Origin of the sequence: Paraburkholderia sp. WS6, from assembly GCF_030464835.1 — a bacterium.
GTDB classification, from domain to species: domain Bacteria; phylum Pseudomonadota; class Gammaproteobacteria; order Burkholderiales; family Burkholderiaceae; genus Paraburkholderia; species Paraburkholderia madseniana.
Window position 1 is genome coordinate 1 of the sequence record NZ_JALQCK010000062.1, and the last position, 15,710, is coordinate 15,710.

The 15,710-nt window shown below is 60.1% G+C and carries 17 protein-coding genes; 16 read left to right on the plus strand and 1 reads right to left on the minus strand.

The window, feature by feature from the left end; genetic code table 11:
* Positions 1-172: 172 nt before the first annotated feature.
* On the plus strand, positions 173-526 hold the full coding sequence (locus M0D64_RS41275; RefSeq protein WP_266261863.1) for a hypothetical protein: 354 nt from the start codon (positions 173-175) through the stop codon (positions 524-526).
* 218 nt (positions 527-744) lie between these two features.
* Here M0D64_RS41275 and M0D64_RS41280 read toward each other — a convergent pair whose 3' ends face one another.
* On the minus strand, positions 745-2,775 hold the full coding sequence (locus M0D64_RS41280) for a DEAD/DEAH box helicase (RefSeq protein ID WP_266261864.1): 2,031 nt from the start codon (positions 2,773-2,775) through the stop codon (positions 745-747).
* A gap of 416 nt (positions 2,776-3,191) precedes the next feature.
* Between M0D64_RS41280 and imuA the strand changes: the two genes are divergently transcribed.
* From imuA to M0D64_RS41355, 15 genes are all read left to right on the plus strand, one after another.
* On the plus strand, positions 3,192-3,908 hold the full coding sequence (gene imuA, locus M0D64_RS41285; protein ID WP_266261865.1) for a translesion DNA synthesis-associated protein ImuA: 717 nt from the start codon (positions 3,192-3,194) through the stop codon (positions 3,906-3,908).
* A complete protein-coding gene (locus M0D64_RS41290; protein WP_266261866.1) occupies positions 3,829-5,298 on the plus strand; it encodes a DNA polymerase Y family protein in 1,470 nt (489 codons plus the stop codon). Before imuA ends, M0D64_RS41290 begins: the two co-directional genes overlap by 80 nt.
* Positions 5,299-5,304: 6 nt before the next feature.
* The gene (locus M0D64_RS41295; protein ID WP_266261867.1) at positions 5,305-8,448 is read left to right on the plus strand and encodes an error-prone DNA polymerase; all 3,144 of its coding nucleotides are present in this window, start codon (positions 5,305-5,307) and stop codon (positions 8,446-8,448) included.
* Between the two features lie 46 nt (positions 8,449-8,494).
* Positions 8,495-9,454, plus strand: a complete 960-nt coding sequence (locus tag M0D64_RS41300) for an SOS response-associated peptidase family protein (RefSeq protein WP_266261906.1) — start codon at positions 8,495-8,497, stop codon at positions 9,452-9,454.
* Between the two features lie 281 nt (positions 9,455-9,735).
* Entirely contained in the window at positions 9,736-10,395 is a 660-nt protein-coding gene (locus M0D64_RS41305; protein WP_266261868.1) for a site-specific integrase, read from the plus strand.
* Complete coding sequence (locus M0D64_RS41310; protein WP_266261869.1) at positions 10,392-11,294, plus strand: toll/interleukin-1 receptor domain-containing protein; 903 nt, start codon at positions 10,392-10,394, stop codon at positions 11,292-11,294. The genes M0D64_RS41305 and M0D64_RS41310 overlap by 4 nt, the downstream gene beginning before the upstream one ends.
* 10 nt (positions 11,295-11,304) lie before the next feature.
* A complete protein-coding gene (locus M0D64_RS41315) occupies positions 11,305-11,604 on the plus strand; it encodes a hypothetical protein (protein WP_266261870.1) in 300 nt (99 codons plus the stop codon).
* Between the two features lie 78 nt (positions 11,605-11,682).
* Positions 11,683-12,036: a hypothetical protein gene (locus M0D64_RS41320; protein WP_266261871.1), complete on the plus strand. Its 354-nt coding sequence runs from the start codon at positions 11,683-11,685 to the stop codon at positions 12,034-12,036.
* Positions 12,037-12,095: 59 nt separating this feature from the next.
* Entirely contained in the window at positions 12,096-12,302 is a 207-nt protein-coding gene (locus M0D64_RS41325) for a hypothetical protein (RefSeq protein WP_266261872.1), read from the plus strand.
* 58 nt (positions 12,303-12,360) lie between these two features.
* A complete protein-coding gene (locus M0D64_RS41330) occupies positions 12,361-12,828 on the plus strand; it encodes a hypothetical protein (protein WP_266261873.1) in 468 nt (155 codons plus the stop codon).
* A 79-nt stretch (positions 12,829-12,907) separates the two neighbouring features.
* The gene (locus tag M0D64_RS41335; protein ID WP_266261874.1) at positions 12,908-13,336 is read left to right on the plus strand and encodes a hypothetical protein; all 429 of its coding nucleotides are present in this window, start codon (positions 12,908-12,910) and stop codon (positions 13,334-13,336) included.
* Positions 13,337-13,441: 105 nt separating this feature from the next.
* Positions 13,442-14,248 carry a hypothetical protein gene (locus M0D64_RS41340; RefSeq protein ID WP_266261875.1) on the plus strand — a complete coding sequence of 269 codons (807 nt, stop codon included), beginning with the start codon at positions 13,442-13,444 and terminating at the stop codon, positions 14,246-14,248.
* A gap of 66 nt (positions 14,249-14,314) precedes the next feature.
* Positions 14,315-14,710 carry a hypothetical protein gene (locus M0D64_RS41345; RefSeq protein WP_266261876.1) on the plus strand — a complete coding sequence of 132 codons (396 nt, stop codon included), beginning with the start codon at positions 14,315-14,317 and terminating at the stop codon, positions 14,708-14,710.
* Positions 14,711-14,722: 12 nt separating this feature from the next.
* Positions 14,723-15,013: a GIY-YIG nuclease family protein gene (locus tag M0D64_RS41350; RefSeq protein WP_266261877.1), complete on the plus strand. Its 291-nt coding sequence runs from the start codon at positions 14,723-14,725 to the stop codon at positions 15,011-15,013.
* Between the two features lie 359 nt (positions 15,014-15,372).
* Positions 15,373-15,702, plus strand: a complete 330-nt coding sequence (locus M0D64_RS41355) for a hypothetical protein (RefSeq protein ID WP_266261878.1) — start codon at positions 15,373-15,375, stop codon at positions 15,700-15,702.
* Positions 15,703-15,710 lie beyond the last annotated feature (8 nt).

The following is a 15,710-nucleotide window of genomic DNA, read 5'->3' on the forward strand; positions in this document are numbered from 1 at the left end:
ACGCCCCCTGCAAGCAGCTTAGCGTACGATTTTTTCCGAATTCTGAGCCGACCCCTATCTGTCAACAAACTGCGATGCGCTAGGTTTCATGTCTGCCTCTTTCGAACTGGCTACCGGCCAGCATCGGGTGCGCAAGAGTGCGCCGTAGGTACCAAGATTCAACCGGACTGGTATGTTTGCCGGTGTTGCGTTTTCTGGCGTTTGGCTCACGGCAGATCAAGGCTTTCGTTCGGACTCCGCGCAACAGAAACGACCAACGAGTCACGCAACGCCCAGCACGCCTTTTCCGGTCGCTTTGATACAGCTAGTTGCGGCCCAGCAGACTCTCGTCAATATTCAGGCCAAAGGCACCGCGTTTGCGGAACACGGAGACGCTGACTATCTCCAGCAGCAGATTGACTGGTTTGAAACAACTCTTGATAAGCATCAACAGCTATTGGCCCGCATGCGGAACCTTGTGGCAAAAAGACCGACATCGGTAACGATGAAACGGCGGCCAACGCGTCCGGCACTTAAAGATTCCTAATTTCGGCAAGGTCATCGTCTGTCTGGCGCAAAATGAGTTGGAAGCACGCATCGCACACACGCCGATCAGTCGAATAGGCCGAACCAAGCTTTGGAATTTCGATACAGGTCGTTCCCGCGACGAGATCATCGTGGCAGCGATAGCATTCGCTGAGGCGCTTGACGGGGACCCGTTTGGGGCGGCCGTTGGTTCCTCCAATTAGCGAAGGTGTACGCCCTTTAGGAGTCGATTTTGTCATATTCCGCCTTTGCTTTGCGAACACGCCTTACAAGCACTTGCAGCAGATCATCCAGATTATCGAGGACGGAGCGGAATTCCTCCGTTGTGGCCTGTTGCCTCTCTTTGCCGAGGCGCTTCTCCATTTCCTTGTTCACCATCATCAACGCGCAGATGTAGTTGTTCCTCCCAGTGAGCTTCAGGGATTTGTATTTGTAGACCATTTCGTTGCCGGTCTGCTTGAGCTCAACGTGGTTCAGCAATACATTCGCGAGGCGCTTGGCCTGCTCCTGCATCCGTTTCCTGGCCTCTTCCCACTCTCGCTGCGGCTGAACCATGAAGGGTTCGGTGGGTGAATTCTTGCGTAAGGGAGACTGCTGCGCGAGCCGAACCATTTCCTCAGCTTTGCTGTCGTCGAGGCCGAGGAGCTTCAAACGTTCGCGGAGATCGGCCACGATCTGCGTGTCCTCGACTGACGTGAAATCTTCCTCCCACAAAGAATCGACAATTTCTCCATGCACCACGACCTGATCGCCGGCACGGAGCCGCGCGGCACCGTCGAGCACCCCTTGAGGCACTTCCGGTTCGTCGCCCCCAATGACCTTGTCCCAAAAGGCTTGGTCATCGTTCTCGAACTGCTTGAATTCCTTCAGGCGTTCGTCCAGATTCATCCCCAGATGGGTGACTATATGGCCGACATTGTCGGGATGGCTCGGATCGTTCTGCACAACGACCCGCATGATGCGCCCGACAAATTGGATGTATGGAGCCAACGACCGGAACGGGCGGAAAATCGCTGCAACGCTCAACTTGGGGTGATCGAATCCCTCGCCCAGCATCTGCACCTGGATGATGCAATCGAGCGACCCGTTGCGTAGAGCCGCAAGAATGGCGGCCTGCTCATCCTCCGTCTGCTTGCTATGGATAACGTCAGCGTTGAAGCCGCGCTCTTGATATAGCGAACGGATTTCTCGCGCGTGGTTAATGGAGCATGCAACAGCGATGAGTTGGTGCTGCGTCCCGCTTTGCCGAAGCTCCTCAAGCTTCTGCAGACTGCTATCGACGATGTGTTTGTTGCAAAGCCTGGCGAGCGCCACGCCGCGGCTGAACCATTCTTCCTCCTTGAGCTTCAGCACTTCTTCCAAGGTGTACGTTCGGCCGCCGGCATCCGAAAAACCGAGCTCAATGGTCGAGGGAGCGACGTAGCTTGCCTTTAGGCGCTTGATATAGCCTTTCAGAGTAGCGTTTCGGAACGGATACCGAAACACCAGTTCGCCATCGAGTTCCTGGCGATCGCTTCTAAATGGGGTCGCCGTGAGCAGGATGACCTTTGCGTTTGGAAAGCGCTCTATGACTTTCTGCCAACTAGCCGCCGCACTGTGGTGCGCTTCGTCCACGATGATCATGTCGAAAAAGTCATCGGGAAATTGAGTCAACCACTTATCAACGTTGGTTGCGAGCTGATGGACATTCGTGATGACGATGTGGGACTTTGTCGCGATCGAAATGTTGCCGCTATCAAGCGTGCAGGCCATCGGCCCAGACAACATCTGGTCAGCGCTCAACACGCCCGCTTTCCGCCAAAAGCATTTCTGGCGGTTGGTGACGTCCATCGCTTCGTAAAGCCCGTCCTTGATGGTGAGATTGGGCGCGATAACAATGACTCTGCCTGCGGAGAGTCCAAATGGCAGCAGAGACGCTAGGCCGGTCTTGCCGCATCCGACTGGAATTTGAAGGATCGCCTTATTCTTTCCGGCCCGGAAGAACTCATAGGTGCGCAAATAGCCCTCGCGTTGCGGGTCGCGGAGGTGGTCGTTTCCGTCGATTGTGAAATCAGCGTCAAGGAAGAACGACTGCAGGGGCCGAGCGGTGCGCACCCACTGATCGAGCCCGATTTTCTCAAAGATCCATTTCTTGCCGATCTTCCGCGCCGGGATGCGGCCCTCGCGCGCCATCGCATACAGCGCGGTCTTACCCATTCCCAAGTAGGTCGCAGTCTCTTCAAGAGAGAGCCATCCGTCGTATTCTGTCATGTCAGTCACCATTTGATTCATAACGATAGTAAACGACAGATAGAAAGGCAAGAAAAATCAGTATCGGCTGCTATCCTGTGTCTGCTTGGGAATGCTTTTAAGGAAACGTCGATGCGAGCGGCACTTGCTGAGGCGCTCCAAAGTGCGCCTCGCGGTGGCAGTTCGGGCAAGTGACGATTGCATTTTCCACACTGTCATCTAGGAACAGCTACTCCTGCCGTACTCGCGTCATCGTGAGTTCGGATAAGAGGCACACGAGTCCGCCATGGATGGCGTGCTGGCTGGGCAGGCCCTCGACCGGGTCGCCGACGGGGCGACGAAAAGCCCCCGTCCGCAGCCTCCTGACTTCCCCTTTTACATTTTCGCGGGATAAGCGCTACACTAGACACTGTATATCCATACAGTGCTATTGCCCCATGAGCGCTCTGCCGCGTCACCCCGAAGACATCCACCCCGCCTTGTGGCGCGCGTCGCAGCTGGCCGCCGGCTTCGACCGGGTGGTGTCGTGCGGTCACACTGCGCTGGCCGCCGAACTGGCGGGCGGCGGCTGGCCCGCCGGTGCGCTTACAGAGCTGCTCGTGCCGCAGCCGGGCTGCGGTGAACTGCGTCTGCTGCAGCCAGCACTGGCGACCGTCGGATCCCGCCCGTTGCTCCTGCTGCAGCCGCCGCATCGGCTACAACCCGCCGGACTGGCGTGGCTGGGCGTTCCCGCAGGACAGGCCTGCGTGTTGCGCGCACCACGCACGGCTGATGCGCTGTGGGCCGCCGAGCAGATCCTGCGTGCCGGTACCTGCGGCGCCCTGCTCTTCTGGCAGGCCGAAGTGCGGCAGGAAGCGCTCCGGCGCCTGCATCTGGCCGCGCAGGCTTCGGACACCCTGCTGTTCCTGTTTCGCCCGCTCGCGGCCGCCCAGGCGACGTCGCCGGCGCCGCTGCGGCTTGCGCTGCGCGCGACGAAAGGCGGCATTGAAGTGACGTTCGTCAAGCGCCGCGGACCACAGCGCGACGAACCCGTTTTTGTTCCTCTCGTACCTTCACCTGCCCTGTTGAGCCGATATGCAACTCTGGATCGGCGTACATCTGCCGCACCTCGCCCTCGAGTCGTTTCTCCCGCGCTGGTCGACGCCACGCAATGAGGCCGGGTTTGTCGTGCTGGAGAAGGACCGCGTTGTCGCGCTCGACCGCGCGGCGCATTCCGCCGGGATCGTGGCCGGCATGCGCCGCGGTGGCGTGCTGACGCTCGCGCCCGACGCGGTTATCCGGGAGCGTGATCTCACCCGTGAAGCAGAGCTTGTTCGCGGCGTGGCGTTCGCCCTGCTGCAGTTCACCCCCCACGTGGTGCTGGCTGAAGAAGCCGTCGTACTTGCCGACGTATCGGCGAGCCTGCGGCTCTTTGGCGGTATTCGCCCGCTGCGCCGACTTGCGCGCGAAACGGTGATCGCGTTCGGCGTAACGGCAACGCTTGCTGTTGCGCCAACAGGGCAGGCCGCGTGGCTCTTCGCCCGGTCCTCGGGTGGCATTGCCCTCACGTTGCGATCCGTCGACCGCGCACTGCATCGCGTGCCGTTACCTGCCGTGCCGCCAGCGCGCCCCTACGCCGAATGGTTCGACGGCCTGGGATGCGAAACGGTGGATGACGTCCGGCGCCTGCCCCGCGCAGGCCTCAAGAAACGCTGCGGCACGGCGCTGCTGGATGCGCTCGATCGCGCGACGGGCGCGGCACCGGAAGTGTATGAATGGCTCGAGATGCCTCCCGCCTTCAGTGCGCGGCTCGAACTGCCCGACCGGATCGAGCACGCAGAGGCCGTGCTGTTCGCGGCGCGGCGCCTGATCCTGCAGATGACCGGCTGGCTGTCGGCCCGACAGCATGCAATCGCGCGGCTTGTGCTTGAGCTCGAGCACGAGCGCGGCCGCGCGGCGGTGCCGCCGACAGCAATCGAAGTTGCCCTTGCGGAACCGACGTCGCGCGAGGACCACCTCGTGCGTCTTCTGAAAGAACGGCTGGGCCGCGTCGAACTGGCCGCGCCGGTCATCGCCGTTCGTCTCGACGCGAAGGACGTGCGCGAAGCGGACGCACCCAGCGAATCGCTGTTTCCTGAGCCTGGCGGGTCGCCACAGGATCATGCGCGCCTGATGGAACTGCTCGTCGCCCGGCTCGGCGCCCAGAATGTCACTCGGGCGGCGCCCGTCGCCGACCACCGCCCCGAGGTCGCCGCGCGCTGGATACCCATCGGTGAGACCGTCAGGTCCCTGCCGCCATCGTCCAGCCTTCCGCGGCCGACGTGGCTGCTCGACAGTCCCGTGCAGCTCATCATGCGCGGCCACCGTCCGTTCTACGGCACCCCGCTGCGTATGGTGTCGCCGGCCGAACGTATCGAGGGCGGCTGGCAGGACGGACACCTGGTGACGCGGGATTACTTTGTCGCCGAATCCGGCGATGCGGTGCACTACTGGGTGTTCCGTGAACGCACGGGCGCGCGCGACGATCGCGAGCCGCGCTGGTTCCTGCACGGCCTGTTCGGGTGATCGTCCATGGCGCCGACCTACGGCGCACTGCCCGACTATGCGGAGCTTCAGTGCGCGTCCAACTTCTCCTTTCTGCACGGCGCATCCCACGCCGAAGATCTCGCTGCACGTGCAGCGCAACTGGGCTATGCCGCACTGGCCATCACGGATGAATGCTCGCTGGCCGGCGTTGTGCGTGCCCACGTCGAGGCGAAGAAGGCCGGTCTGCCGTTCATCGTCGGGTCACACTTCCATCTGACCAACGCCGACGGCACGCCTGCCCTGTCATTCACCGCGCTGGCGATGACACGCGAAGGCTACGGCAACCTGTCCGAGCTGATCACGCTCGGCCGCATGCGCGCACACAAAGGCAGCTACCGGATTGCCCCCCTGGATCTCGCGCACCCCGAGAAGCCCTTCGGGCACCTGCGGGGACTGCCGGACTGCATCGCGATCCTGTCACCGGACTACCCGGCCGACGAAGAGAGGCTGGATACGCAGATCGAGTGGTTCGCCCAGACCTTCGGCGATCGCGCGTGGGTTGCACTGACATTGCACGCGCGTGCAATGGATGACATCCACCGAGGTACCGTCGAACACGTCGCTGCGCGCCACGGCATTCCCGTTGCGGCGACCGGCGCACCTGTCATGCATGTGCGCTCGCGCAAACCGCTGCAGGATGTCCTCACTGCGATCCGGATTGGCAAACCGGTCGCCGAGTGCGGCTATGATCTCGCGCCCAACGCAGAGCAGCATCTGCGATCACGCCTGCGACTCGCCAACCTGTACCCGCAGCGCATGCTTGAGGAGACGCTGCGGATCGCGCACCTGTGCACGTTTTCGCTCGACGAGCTGCGCTATGAGTATCCCGACGAGCTGGTGCCGGTCGGCCATACGCCGACAAGCTACCTGCGGCAGGAAACCTACATTGGCGCGCATCGCCGCTGGCCGGAAGGCGTCCCCCATCAGGTGCAACTGCAGATCGAACACGAACTCGCGCTGATCGGGGATCTGCGCTACGAGCCGTACTTTCTGACGGTCTACGACATCGTCCGGTTCGCGCGCAGCGAGGGCATCCTTTGCCAGGGGCGCGGGTCGGCGGCCAACTCGGCCGTGTGCTTCGCCCTGGGTGTGACCGAAGTGGATCCCGCGCGCTCCACGATGCTGTTCGAGCGGTTCATCTCGAAAGAGCGCGGCGAGCCGCCTGATATCGATGTGGACTTCGAGCATCAGCGCCGCGAGGAAGTCGTGCAGTACATCTATCGCAAGTACGGGCGCGATCGCGCAGCATTGACGGCTGCGGTGACAACTTACCGCCCGCGCAGCGCGCTGCGCGAATCGGGCAAGGCGCTCGGTGTGGATCCGGCGATCGTTGTTCGCGTCGCGAAGGCCCATCAGTGGTTCGATTCGAGCGGCGATCTGCTGAACCGTTTCGCCGAAGCCGGGCTCGATCCCGCGTCGCCGCTGATCGTGCAGTGGGCGACATTCGCCGCACTGCTGGTGGGTTTTCCGCGACATCTATCGCAGCACAGCGGCGGCTTCGTGATCAGCCGCGGCAAGCTGTCGAGGCTGGTGCCGATCGAGAACGCTGCGATGGCCGACCGCTCGATCATCCAGTGGGACAAGGACGATATCGAGGCGCTTGGCCTGCTGAAGATCGACGTGCTCGCACTCGGCATGCTGTCAGCCATCCGCCGCGCCCTCGACATCATTTCAGAAAAGCGCGGCGAGCCGTTCGAGCTGCAGGACATTCCTGCCGAAGATCCCGACACCTACGGGATGATCTGTCGCGCCGATACCGTTGGCGTATTCCAGATCGAGTCGCGCGCGCAGATGAGCATGCTGCCCCGCCTGCAGCCGCGCAGCTTCTACGATCTCGTGATCGAGGTGGCAATCGTGCGCCCGGGCCCGGTGCAAGGCGGCATGGTGCATCCCTACCTGCGCCGGCGGCAGGGACTGGAGCCCGTCACCTATCCGAGCCCGCAGATGGAGCAGGCGCTTTCGCGCACGCTCGGCGTGCCGATCTTTCAGGAACAGGTGATGCAGGTCGCGATGCTCGCGGCCGGATTCACCGCCGGCGAGGCCGACCAGCTGCGGCGCGCGATGGCCGCATGGCGCCGCAAGGGTGGACTCGACGCCTACTACGATCGCATCGTGAACGGGATGCTCGAGCGCGGCTACGACCGCGAGTTTGCCGAAGCCATCTTTGCGCAGATCCAGGGGTTCGGCGAGTACGGCTTTCCGGAAAGTCACGCGGCAAGCTTCGCGCTGCTGGTCTACGCGAGTGCATGGCTGAAGCAGCATGAACCGGTCGCGTTTCTCGTCGCAATGCTCAACAGCCAGCCGATGGGTTTCTATTCGCCGTCACAGCTCGTGCAGGATGCCAGGCGCCATGGTGTGAAAGTGCTGCCCGTCGACGTGACGCTCAGCAACTGGGATTCGACGGTCAAGGGCGACTCGACGCGCGCGCCGGTGCGCCTCGGCATGTCGCTGGTGCGCGGCCTGAAGGAAGAAGCCGCCGCGCGCATCGAGCTCGCGCGCGCGGTCCGATCGTTCGCCGACGTATCAGACCTCGCGCGACGCGCGCAGCTCGATCGCAAGGATCTGCAGGCGCTCGCGGCGGCCGACGCACTTCGCCCGCTCGCCGGCGACCGGCGCGCGGCACTCTGGCAGGCGGTGGCTGCGGTACCCGACCGGGATCTGCTGCGCGGGGCCACCAATGACGACGCGACGCCGGTCCTCGCGCCGATGACAGAAGGCCAGCAGATCGTCAGTGATTACCGGACCCTGGGCCTGACGCTCGGCCGGCACCCGCTGGAACTGCTGCGCCCTCGCCTGCTCGCCCAGCGATGGCTGCCGGCGTCGACACTGGCGGGCTTCCGGAACGGACAGCTCGCGCGTGCCTGCGGCATCGTGACGGTCCGGCAACGCCCCGGCACGGCGAAGGGGGTGATGTTCATCACCCTGGAAGATGAGACCGGGCAGGTCAACGTCATCATCTGGCCGTCCCTGCTGGAAAAGCAGCGGCGCGAAGCGCTCGGCGCGTCACTTCTTGCCGTGTACGGCGTCTGGCAGCGCGAGGGTGAGGTTCGTCATCTCGTCGCGCACCGGCTGGTTGACGCGTCCCATCTGCTCGGCTCGCTCATCACGTCGACGCGAAACTTCCATTAGGAACCGGCGTACCATATTGACGCCCAATCCTTCAAGGAGAGTGACCATGTGCTATTCAGCCCAGATCCAGGCGGACTACCGCAAGTACGTCCGGATGTTTGGCGCACACATGAGCATTCGCGAGTTCGCACAGCTGTACTGGGAACGCGCCGAGGGCAGCAACATCAAGATTCCAAAGGCGATGGACGCCGCGTTCTCAGTGCCCCAGACCGACGAGGAACGTCGGATCAGGGAGGCGATCGACCGGTTCAACGGCGATCAGGCAACCAGGCTGGAGCAGGAACTGTTCAAGCAGCGCGCGCGACTCGCCGACGCGGAACGCACACTTCAGGGCAAGACGACGAAGGCGGCCACCGAAAGCAAACGGATCGCAACCAGCAAGATCGAGTCGGCGCTGCGCGGGCTCGACGATCTCCGTCGCACCGAACTGAAAGACCGCGACTCGCGAATTTTCCCCGGTAACTATGCTCCGGTGATGGTCATGGAAGACGGCAAGCGCGTCATCAAGCCGATGCGATATCACTGTCGCCCGGCTGGCAAGCCTGCGTTCTACGACAAGAAATATCCCGGACTCTACAATGCCAGGCTTGACAACCTCGAAGGCTTCTGGAAGGGCGTCTTTGGGTATTCGCACGGACTTATCGTCGCGAATGCGTTCTATGAAAACGTGAAACGACATCGCCTTGAAGGGCGCGAGCTCGCTGAAGGCGAACTGGAGGAAAACGTGGTCCTGGAGTTCAAGCCACTGCCCGCTCAGGACATGCTCGTCGCCTGCCTGTGGTCACACTGGCAGGCCCCTGGCGAGCCGGACCTTCTGTCGTTCGCAGCCATCACCGATGAGCCGCCGCCGGAGATTGCCGCCGCGGGTCATGATCGTTGCATCATTCCCATCAAGCCGGAGCATATCGACGCGTGGCTCAATCCGGATCCACGCGATCTTGCGGCGCAGTACGCGATCCTCGACGACCGTCATCGCCCCTACTACGAACATCGAATGGCAGCTTGAGCTGGTCGGATCGTGACGACACTAAACTTGCGCATCGCTTGCTGCCAGTCGGGCGTTACCGGCACCCCGTCCAGAAGGTCTAACGGTCTACGATTTTGCCCGCCCACTTCACACGCGATCGTCACCGCGCGAATCCGGCAGGAAAGAGCCCTGCCCTTTCGCACACCTCCGAGCGAAGCATTTTTCCGAGGAGGTCCGCAATCCATTACGCGCCAATTGCATTCGCGGTGCTCGGCGCCCATACTGTCTCGTAATGCGACCAATTTGAGATGCGTTACGGGATGGCTAAGTCCCCTGTCATTGAACAACATCAGCTTCGTCATGCGGTAAAGGTGGCCTCCGTCACGGGGCAAAACGCGAAACGCGACGTTGCTTTGCTCCTTGTGTTCTATGGAACCGGTCTGACGCCAAACGAGGTAGCAAAACTTCAAGTGTCCGACTACCTCATGCCGGATGGGCGCTGTGTCGTAGAGGCAAGCTTGCGGCCCGAAATCGCGTTCAACGGCAAGCGGCGACCGCTGCTGTGGGCCAGTCAGAAAATCTGCGCTGCCATTGACGACTACCTGCAATGCAGATTGGATGCGCGACACGCCGTGACTACCTCGCTAGTTGCCTTCCGTGGGCTGGACCCCAATAGCCCGCTGTTCCTGACCGGGGACGGCGAGCCATTCAGCTTTACGCGTCGGACGACGCCCGCGGGCGCGGTTAGCTATTCGTGCGAGTCATTGACCGAAATTGTGCGGCGGCTTCATCAACAGGCCGGCATCGAGCACGGCAACGCCAGCGCCGCGCGCCGCACTTTTGTTGTCAGGCTGCACCGTGACGGACGCTCGCTGAAGCTCATTCAACAATTGATTGGGGTTTCCAGCCTATCTGCCGTTAAACGTTTGATAGACGGCGATCCGGTTAGGCTCGCGTCGGTGGTAAGTGGAGTGATTTGACCGTCACGATCGAACGGTCCATGTCGACGGCAAAGGAAAAGCACATGCCAATTTTTATCAGCTACTCCCACGCGAACCGCGAGTTCGTCGATGATTTAGCAGGCCAGTTGGTCCGTGAGAAAGTCCATGTTTGGCTGGACCGTTGGGAACTGTCGCTAGGTGACTCCTTGATCGACAAGGTTCAGAGCGCGGTTGAAGGCGCCAGCGCCTTGCTGGTCGTCTTGTCGAAAGCTTCAGTGGAGTCGGAGTGGTGCAAAAAGGAACTCACAGCGGGACTTTTTCGGGAACTGGACGAGAAGCGCGTGGTAGTCATGCCAATTCTCCTAGAAGACTGCGCTTTGCCAATGTTTCTCCGCGATAAGTTTTATGCGGACTTCAGAACGGATTTTGACGCCGGATTGCGGACGGTTCTCGAAGGAGTCGCCAAAATTTCGAACGCATCACTGGCACGCTCAGTGAGTGCCGACAATCACACAGACTGGTCGATTCGGAGTGGCGAACGTGATGGGCAAATAGGGATCTTCCTGACTTATGTTCAGCAAGACAAGGATCAGCCCTACACCGTTTTGACGGAAATCGCACTTCTCCCAAATGCTGTCGCAAATGAGCGGCTGCTCAAGGTGTTCAAAGAGGGAGGCAAGACGAAGATGCGGTTCGTCGCCATGGAGGCTTTGGTGGCTTACCTTGGCGAAAGAGAAGACGTGCGCCCTGTGCTTGATGACGAGGAAGAGTGGGTTAAGCGCATTGAATTTCATGGCGCTGCGCAAGATGAAATTTACGAGGCCCGTATTGGGGTTCGTCGCCTCGGGCAGGATACCGGCCGCGATATTTTGACGAACGTCACAGGCTTGGTACGTACGACCTTCGAACAGATGAGGTCTGTTCTTGCTGTTCGGTAGGAGAACTACAATGATTTACCGCAGGCAAACGAGAAGTGCCATCTACGAAGGCACGCTGGAGGAAATCGAAGATCGGCGGGGGATGTTCCTTATCCACATCGATCAAGGTGATTACGTCGTTTTCGAACTCATTCAGCGCGTTCGCCCCGGTTTAGGTGAGGATGTTGCGATTGGAAATCGAGTTAGCGGGCCTTTGCACGCATTGGGTAAAACTGAAATTACGAATGTCTCCGGCGAATGCCGACTGCGCGTGTACGGCCAGACTGGGCCGAGTAGCCTGACAGCATGTCGTCGCGTGATGTTCAGATAGATCGGAAAGGCCGGTCACGCGCCGGGAAAAGCAAGCAACGAGCAAGGTCCGTATTGACTCACATCGAAGGAGCGTAGATTGCACAAGGTTATTTGCCTGAACTTCACTTCACTTGTTCCAGATCGTTGGAACAGCTTGCCGGACGTCGAGGGGTTGAAGAGGCAACTTGCGAGTGCGGCAATCGCACATAGCGAGGTTCACGGCGTCGAGCTTGGTTTGTATGCCCCACCAGAGCAAGTGAGGGAGGTGAAGATCTCAGCTGCTGCGGCGGACCAGATCCAGTGTATGTGGCACGGCCATCGTAGCAAAGGGCAGATCTCTCCGCCGGTCATACCGCTCAAAATCTTCGTATTCGGAATGGGGCAAGACGCGCAGGGAACGTGGGTCGCGATAGAAGTTCACCCCGGCGTGGATGACTGGGAAGCTGATTGAGCTATTGAGCACGGAAATGCGCTCGCGCCGGCCGCGCGAGCTAGACAGGAGAACACGGCATGAAGCGACTCGAATACAGGCTATGCAAGGACCGGCACGGTGCTGCGCTCGTCACGCTCGACTCTGCGATGGGGAACGGGCAAGACTTTTATCCTGCGAATCTCCGGACACTGGCAAACGCTTTGTTGCAGATCGCGGACGCGGCGGAACAGACGAAGCTCGGCAAGCACGAGCACTGGAAGTCGGGCGTCATCGAGCTGGAATAGGAAAAGCCGCGCCGTGGTTTATGAATCAGGTAAGCGAGAGCCGCTCGTGCGGATGCACATGGATACCCAGCTGACAGAGATTTTCGGTCGGAACCGGTTGGTGAACGACCTCCTACAGAGCGACGTTGAGGTCGCGACGCCCGTTCGCGATCGAGGCATTGATTTGATTGCGTATCTGGATCTTGACGAGCAGGCAGACCGGTTCATGGCAATCCCGATTCAGATCAAGACGGCTGCTCGCCGGGCGTTCACGATTGACCGAAAGTATGCAAAATTTCAGAATCTCCTGATGGCGTTCGTTTGGGGTATCGAGCGACCGGAGACTGCAACGATCTATGCAGTCTCGTACCCGGAATTCATGGTTATCGGCGGTGAAATGGGATGGCTGGAGACCGCCTCGTGGATCGACGGCGGCCGATACACGACCACCGCGCCAAGCAAGAGACTGCTCGAGTTACTGGCGTCTTATGAGGTACGGCCCGGCGCATGGAATGCGAGAATCACCTCAGCCCTGCGCGCCTCGTAACATGAAGGAAAAGGTCTTCATACGGCAGCCGTCGCACCTTGACTGGTCGCCCGAACCAACGACGGTCACGGAGAATGTCATGGACTGGAAGAAAGCGTTCGATGGCAGCGGGAAAGCGTTTATAGGCGGCATCGTCGGAGCAGTTGCGACGGTGCTTGTAACCTACGCGACGGGACTGGGTGGGAGGATGGTGAACCTATACTATGCCAGCGAGGCCAAGGGTCTGTTCGAGCATCTCGACACCACTGTCTATCCGGGGAATCGCGACGATGCCACGCATATGTCCGCGAAGTGTCTCGGTACCAACGAGATTCTGGTGGCCGGGTACTGCGAGTTGGAACCTCATGCTCCTGCCGCAGTATTACAAAACGCGGGTGTCTACAAAGACAAGAAGACGTACCAATGTGTCTATAACAACGCGACCATCGCAAACGCAAACGCAATTTGCTTGCATTTAACCGACGGCCCCGCACAAACCGCTGATCGCGACAGGAAAGCGGATAAGTAGGAAAACACCAGGAGCGCAAACCACATGGGGCAACCGACTTCGCCGAGTGCGACTATGGAAGGCAACGGGACCGTCACGCAGGCGGGAACCGACGAGTCGCTGACGTTGCTGAATCTGATCGTGCAACTAACGAACTCTCAGGCCGGAAAGGCGGTCCCGATGGGCGCGCTATGGATGAATGATGCGCAGGTTCTGGCGCTCAAGTTCTACTACCATCTCGCGTCGCTGCACGTTCTGGTGCGGCCCGTGGAGGTGGTGATGCCACAGGGTGCAACGTCGCACATCGACCATGGTTCTGTGCTGGTTCTGGCACGGGCGGCCCTTGAGACCTTTCTGACGTTCGCGCACGTTTTCGGCTCCGCCGAATCTGACCTGCGGCAATTTCGTCATATGACGTGGCGTTGCGCGGGTCTGCTGGACCGGCAGAAGCTGCAGGCTAGCGCGCGCCGTCCCGAGAACAAGCAAAAGCTCGTGAACGAAAGGGCGAGCATCGAGACGCTACGCGCCGAGATGCAGGCGCATAGCCGGTGGGTGCAGCATTCTGAGAAAGAACATGGGGCGTTCCTGAAGGGGGATTGGCGCGCTGGGCGGGGTTGGGCGGCAATCGGTGTAGAGGCCGGGTTTCATCCCGTGCTTATTCGCGAGCTCTATAGCTACCTTTGCGGCTATTCGCATACAAGCTGGCTGAGCATCCTGCAGATCCGGGATGCACGCGAGCTCTCACAGCAGGCAGCAATGACCGCGATGTCTGTAAGCACCGTGTGTGTGCTGATGAGCTTCTTCGCGCTTCACTACGCTGCGCTCTTTCCCGACGCAGAGCACGTCCTGGCCGCGCACCCAGAGGCGACGGCGTTGATCCGGAGGTGGAATCTGCATGCCAAGCGCGTCGCCGGCCAATATGAGCGCGAGTAGAGCGGAAAGGCGCACAGCGGTTTTCGCATGCGCGAAACAAGGAAAACAGGAAAGAGGGAGATCAGAATGAGAATTAGTCGCTATCCTCGCGGTCTTGTTGATGTGAACAAAATGGTTAAAGTTGAGGACAGAGATCTGATCGTTGAGATACGGCCGTGGACCGACGAGATCGCCTTTATTGACCTCAATGTGACGATGGAGCGGTCAGCTGAAAGGCAATCACAGGTGGCGATTTCGCTCACCGAGATGGAAGTCGTTGCCTTATATGAGGCATTGATTATCGGCCGAAGTAAGTTGGGCAAGCGTCTGGTTGAAAGGGCCGGTGCCATGGAGCATACGATTGACCGGCTGCACGGTATTGCAAGGGTTGCTAAAGCTGGTCAATCAGATGCTGAGCGGATCGCAGAAATAGGTGACGAGATTGAGTCGCTGAGAAGAAATCTTGCGACGGGCGACACATAGGAAAAGCCGGATATGATCTTCAACTACGTCGTGTATATGATCACGTTCCCCCACGGAAAAATTTACGTTGGCAAGGATGACGGAGGCATAGGACATTCCGTGCGTTACTTTGGTAGCTGGTCCAATGCCCTAATTGAGCGGGACTTTAGCAAAGCCGAGCTTCAAGACTTAACGTTACGCAAGCAAATTCTCTTTGAGTCGGAGGACAAGCTGGAAGTCCGCCGCATGGAGGGCGAGTTCATCCGCTCACTAAAAAGCAACGACCCGGGATACAACCAGACTCACCGGAAGCCTTCGACGTAGTGGCTACCGAAAAGTGGAAAAGCGGACGAATTATGGACCGGAACAGGCAGGTAGGAGCATGGGTTATCGCGGGCGCTTTCGTTGCGGGCATAGCTGCGTTCTTTTTTTCCGCTGGCTGGTCCGGTGACCTCGGTTTCTGGACCCGGTTCATGGAGGTGCTATACATCCCCACGTTCCCGTGCGACTACGAGCCAGGCAGTACGTGGTGTAGAGCGTACTACCCGGTGATGGAATTTCGCTATGGCCTCCCAACAAAGTACGTAATCCTCGCTTGCGTCGCTGCGGGCGTTTGGGGCGGTCTTCTGCTACGCGGCGTCACACGCCTTCCTTCTCGCGCTGGCAAGTAACAAGGAAAAGATATGGGACAGGCAAAACAACGTGGTACGCAAGAGCAGCGTATCGCTCAAGCCCAAGCGAAAATCGAAGCTTTGCGGCCCGAAAAGCTGGTGTGCGGCGCATGCAAAACCGCTTTCACCGATTTCGACTCGATGGACACGCGCAACATGCGCGGTATCAACGCCGCGTTCGGCGGTCACTGCCCCGCATGTGGCGAAACTGTTCTGGCCTTTAGCGGCGAGGCGGATGCCGTCGCTGATGCGATGATCGCTTGGCAAGACGCGATGGGCAGCGAGGCGAAGATCGGTAGCCAGTCGCGCGACGGTCAGCACGTGCCGTTCGACGGCGAATAGGAAAACGC

Excerpts from the sequence above, each read along its gene's own strand:
- M0D64_RS41290 (WP_266261866.1), top strand. The coding sequence starts at position 3,829 with ATGCAACTCTGGATCGGCGTACATCTGCCGCACCTCGCCCTCGAGTCG.
- M0D64_RS41305 (WP_266261868.1), top strand. The coding sequence starts at position 9,736 with ATGGCTAAGTCCCCTGTCATTGAACAACATCAGCTTCGTCATGCGGTA.
- M0D64_RS41300 (WP_266261906.1), top strand. The coding sequence starts at position 8,495 with ATGTGCTATTCAGCCCAGATCCAGGCGGACTACCGCAAGTACGTCCGG.
- M0D64_RS41355 (WP_266261878.1), top strand. The coding sequence starts at position 15,373 with ATGGGACAGGCAAAACAACGTGGTACGCAAGAGCAGCGTATCGCTCAA.
- M0D64_RS41335 (WP_266261874.1), top strand. The coding sequence starts at position 12,908 with ATGGACTGGAAGAAAGCGTTCGATGGCAGCGGGAAAGCGTTTATAGGC.
- M0D64_RS41330 (WP_266261873.1), top strand. The coding sequence starts at position 12,361 with ATGGATACCCAGCTGACAGAGATTTTCGGTCGGAACCGGTTGGTGAAC.
- M0D64_RS41325 (WP_266261872.1), top strand. The coding sequence starts at position 12,096 with ATGAAGCGACTCGAATACAGGCTATGCAAGGACCGGCACGGTGCTGCG.
- M0D64_RS41275 (WP_266261863.1), top strand. The coding sequence starts at position 173 with ATGTTTGCCGGTGTTGCGTTTTCTGGCGTTTGGCTCACGGCAGATCAA.
- M0D64_RS41345 (WP_266261876.1), top strand. The coding sequence starts at position 14,315 with ATGAGAATTAGTCGCTATCCTCGCGGTCTTGTTGATGTGAACAAAATG.
- imuA (WP_266261865.1), top strand. The coding sequence starts at position 3,192 with ATGAGCGCTCTGCCGCGTCACCCCGAAGACATCCACCCCGCCTTGTGG.
- M0D64_RS41280 (WP_266261864.1), bottom strand. The coding sequence starts at position 2,775 with ATGACAGAATACGACGGATGGCTCTCTCTTGAAGAGACTGCGACCTAC.
- M0D64_RS41350 (WP_266261877.1), top strand. The coding sequence starts at position 14,723 with ATGATCTTCAACTACGTCGTGTATATGATCACGTTCCCCCACGGAAAA.
- M0D64_RS41315 (WP_266261870.1), top strand. The coding sequence starts at position 11,305 with ATGATTTACCGCAGGCAAACGAGAAGTGCCATCTACGAAGGCACGCTG.
- M0D64_RS41295 (WP_266261867.1), top strand. The coding sequence starts at position 5,305 with ATGGCGCCGACCTACGGCGCACTGCCCGACTATGCGGAGCTTCAGTGC.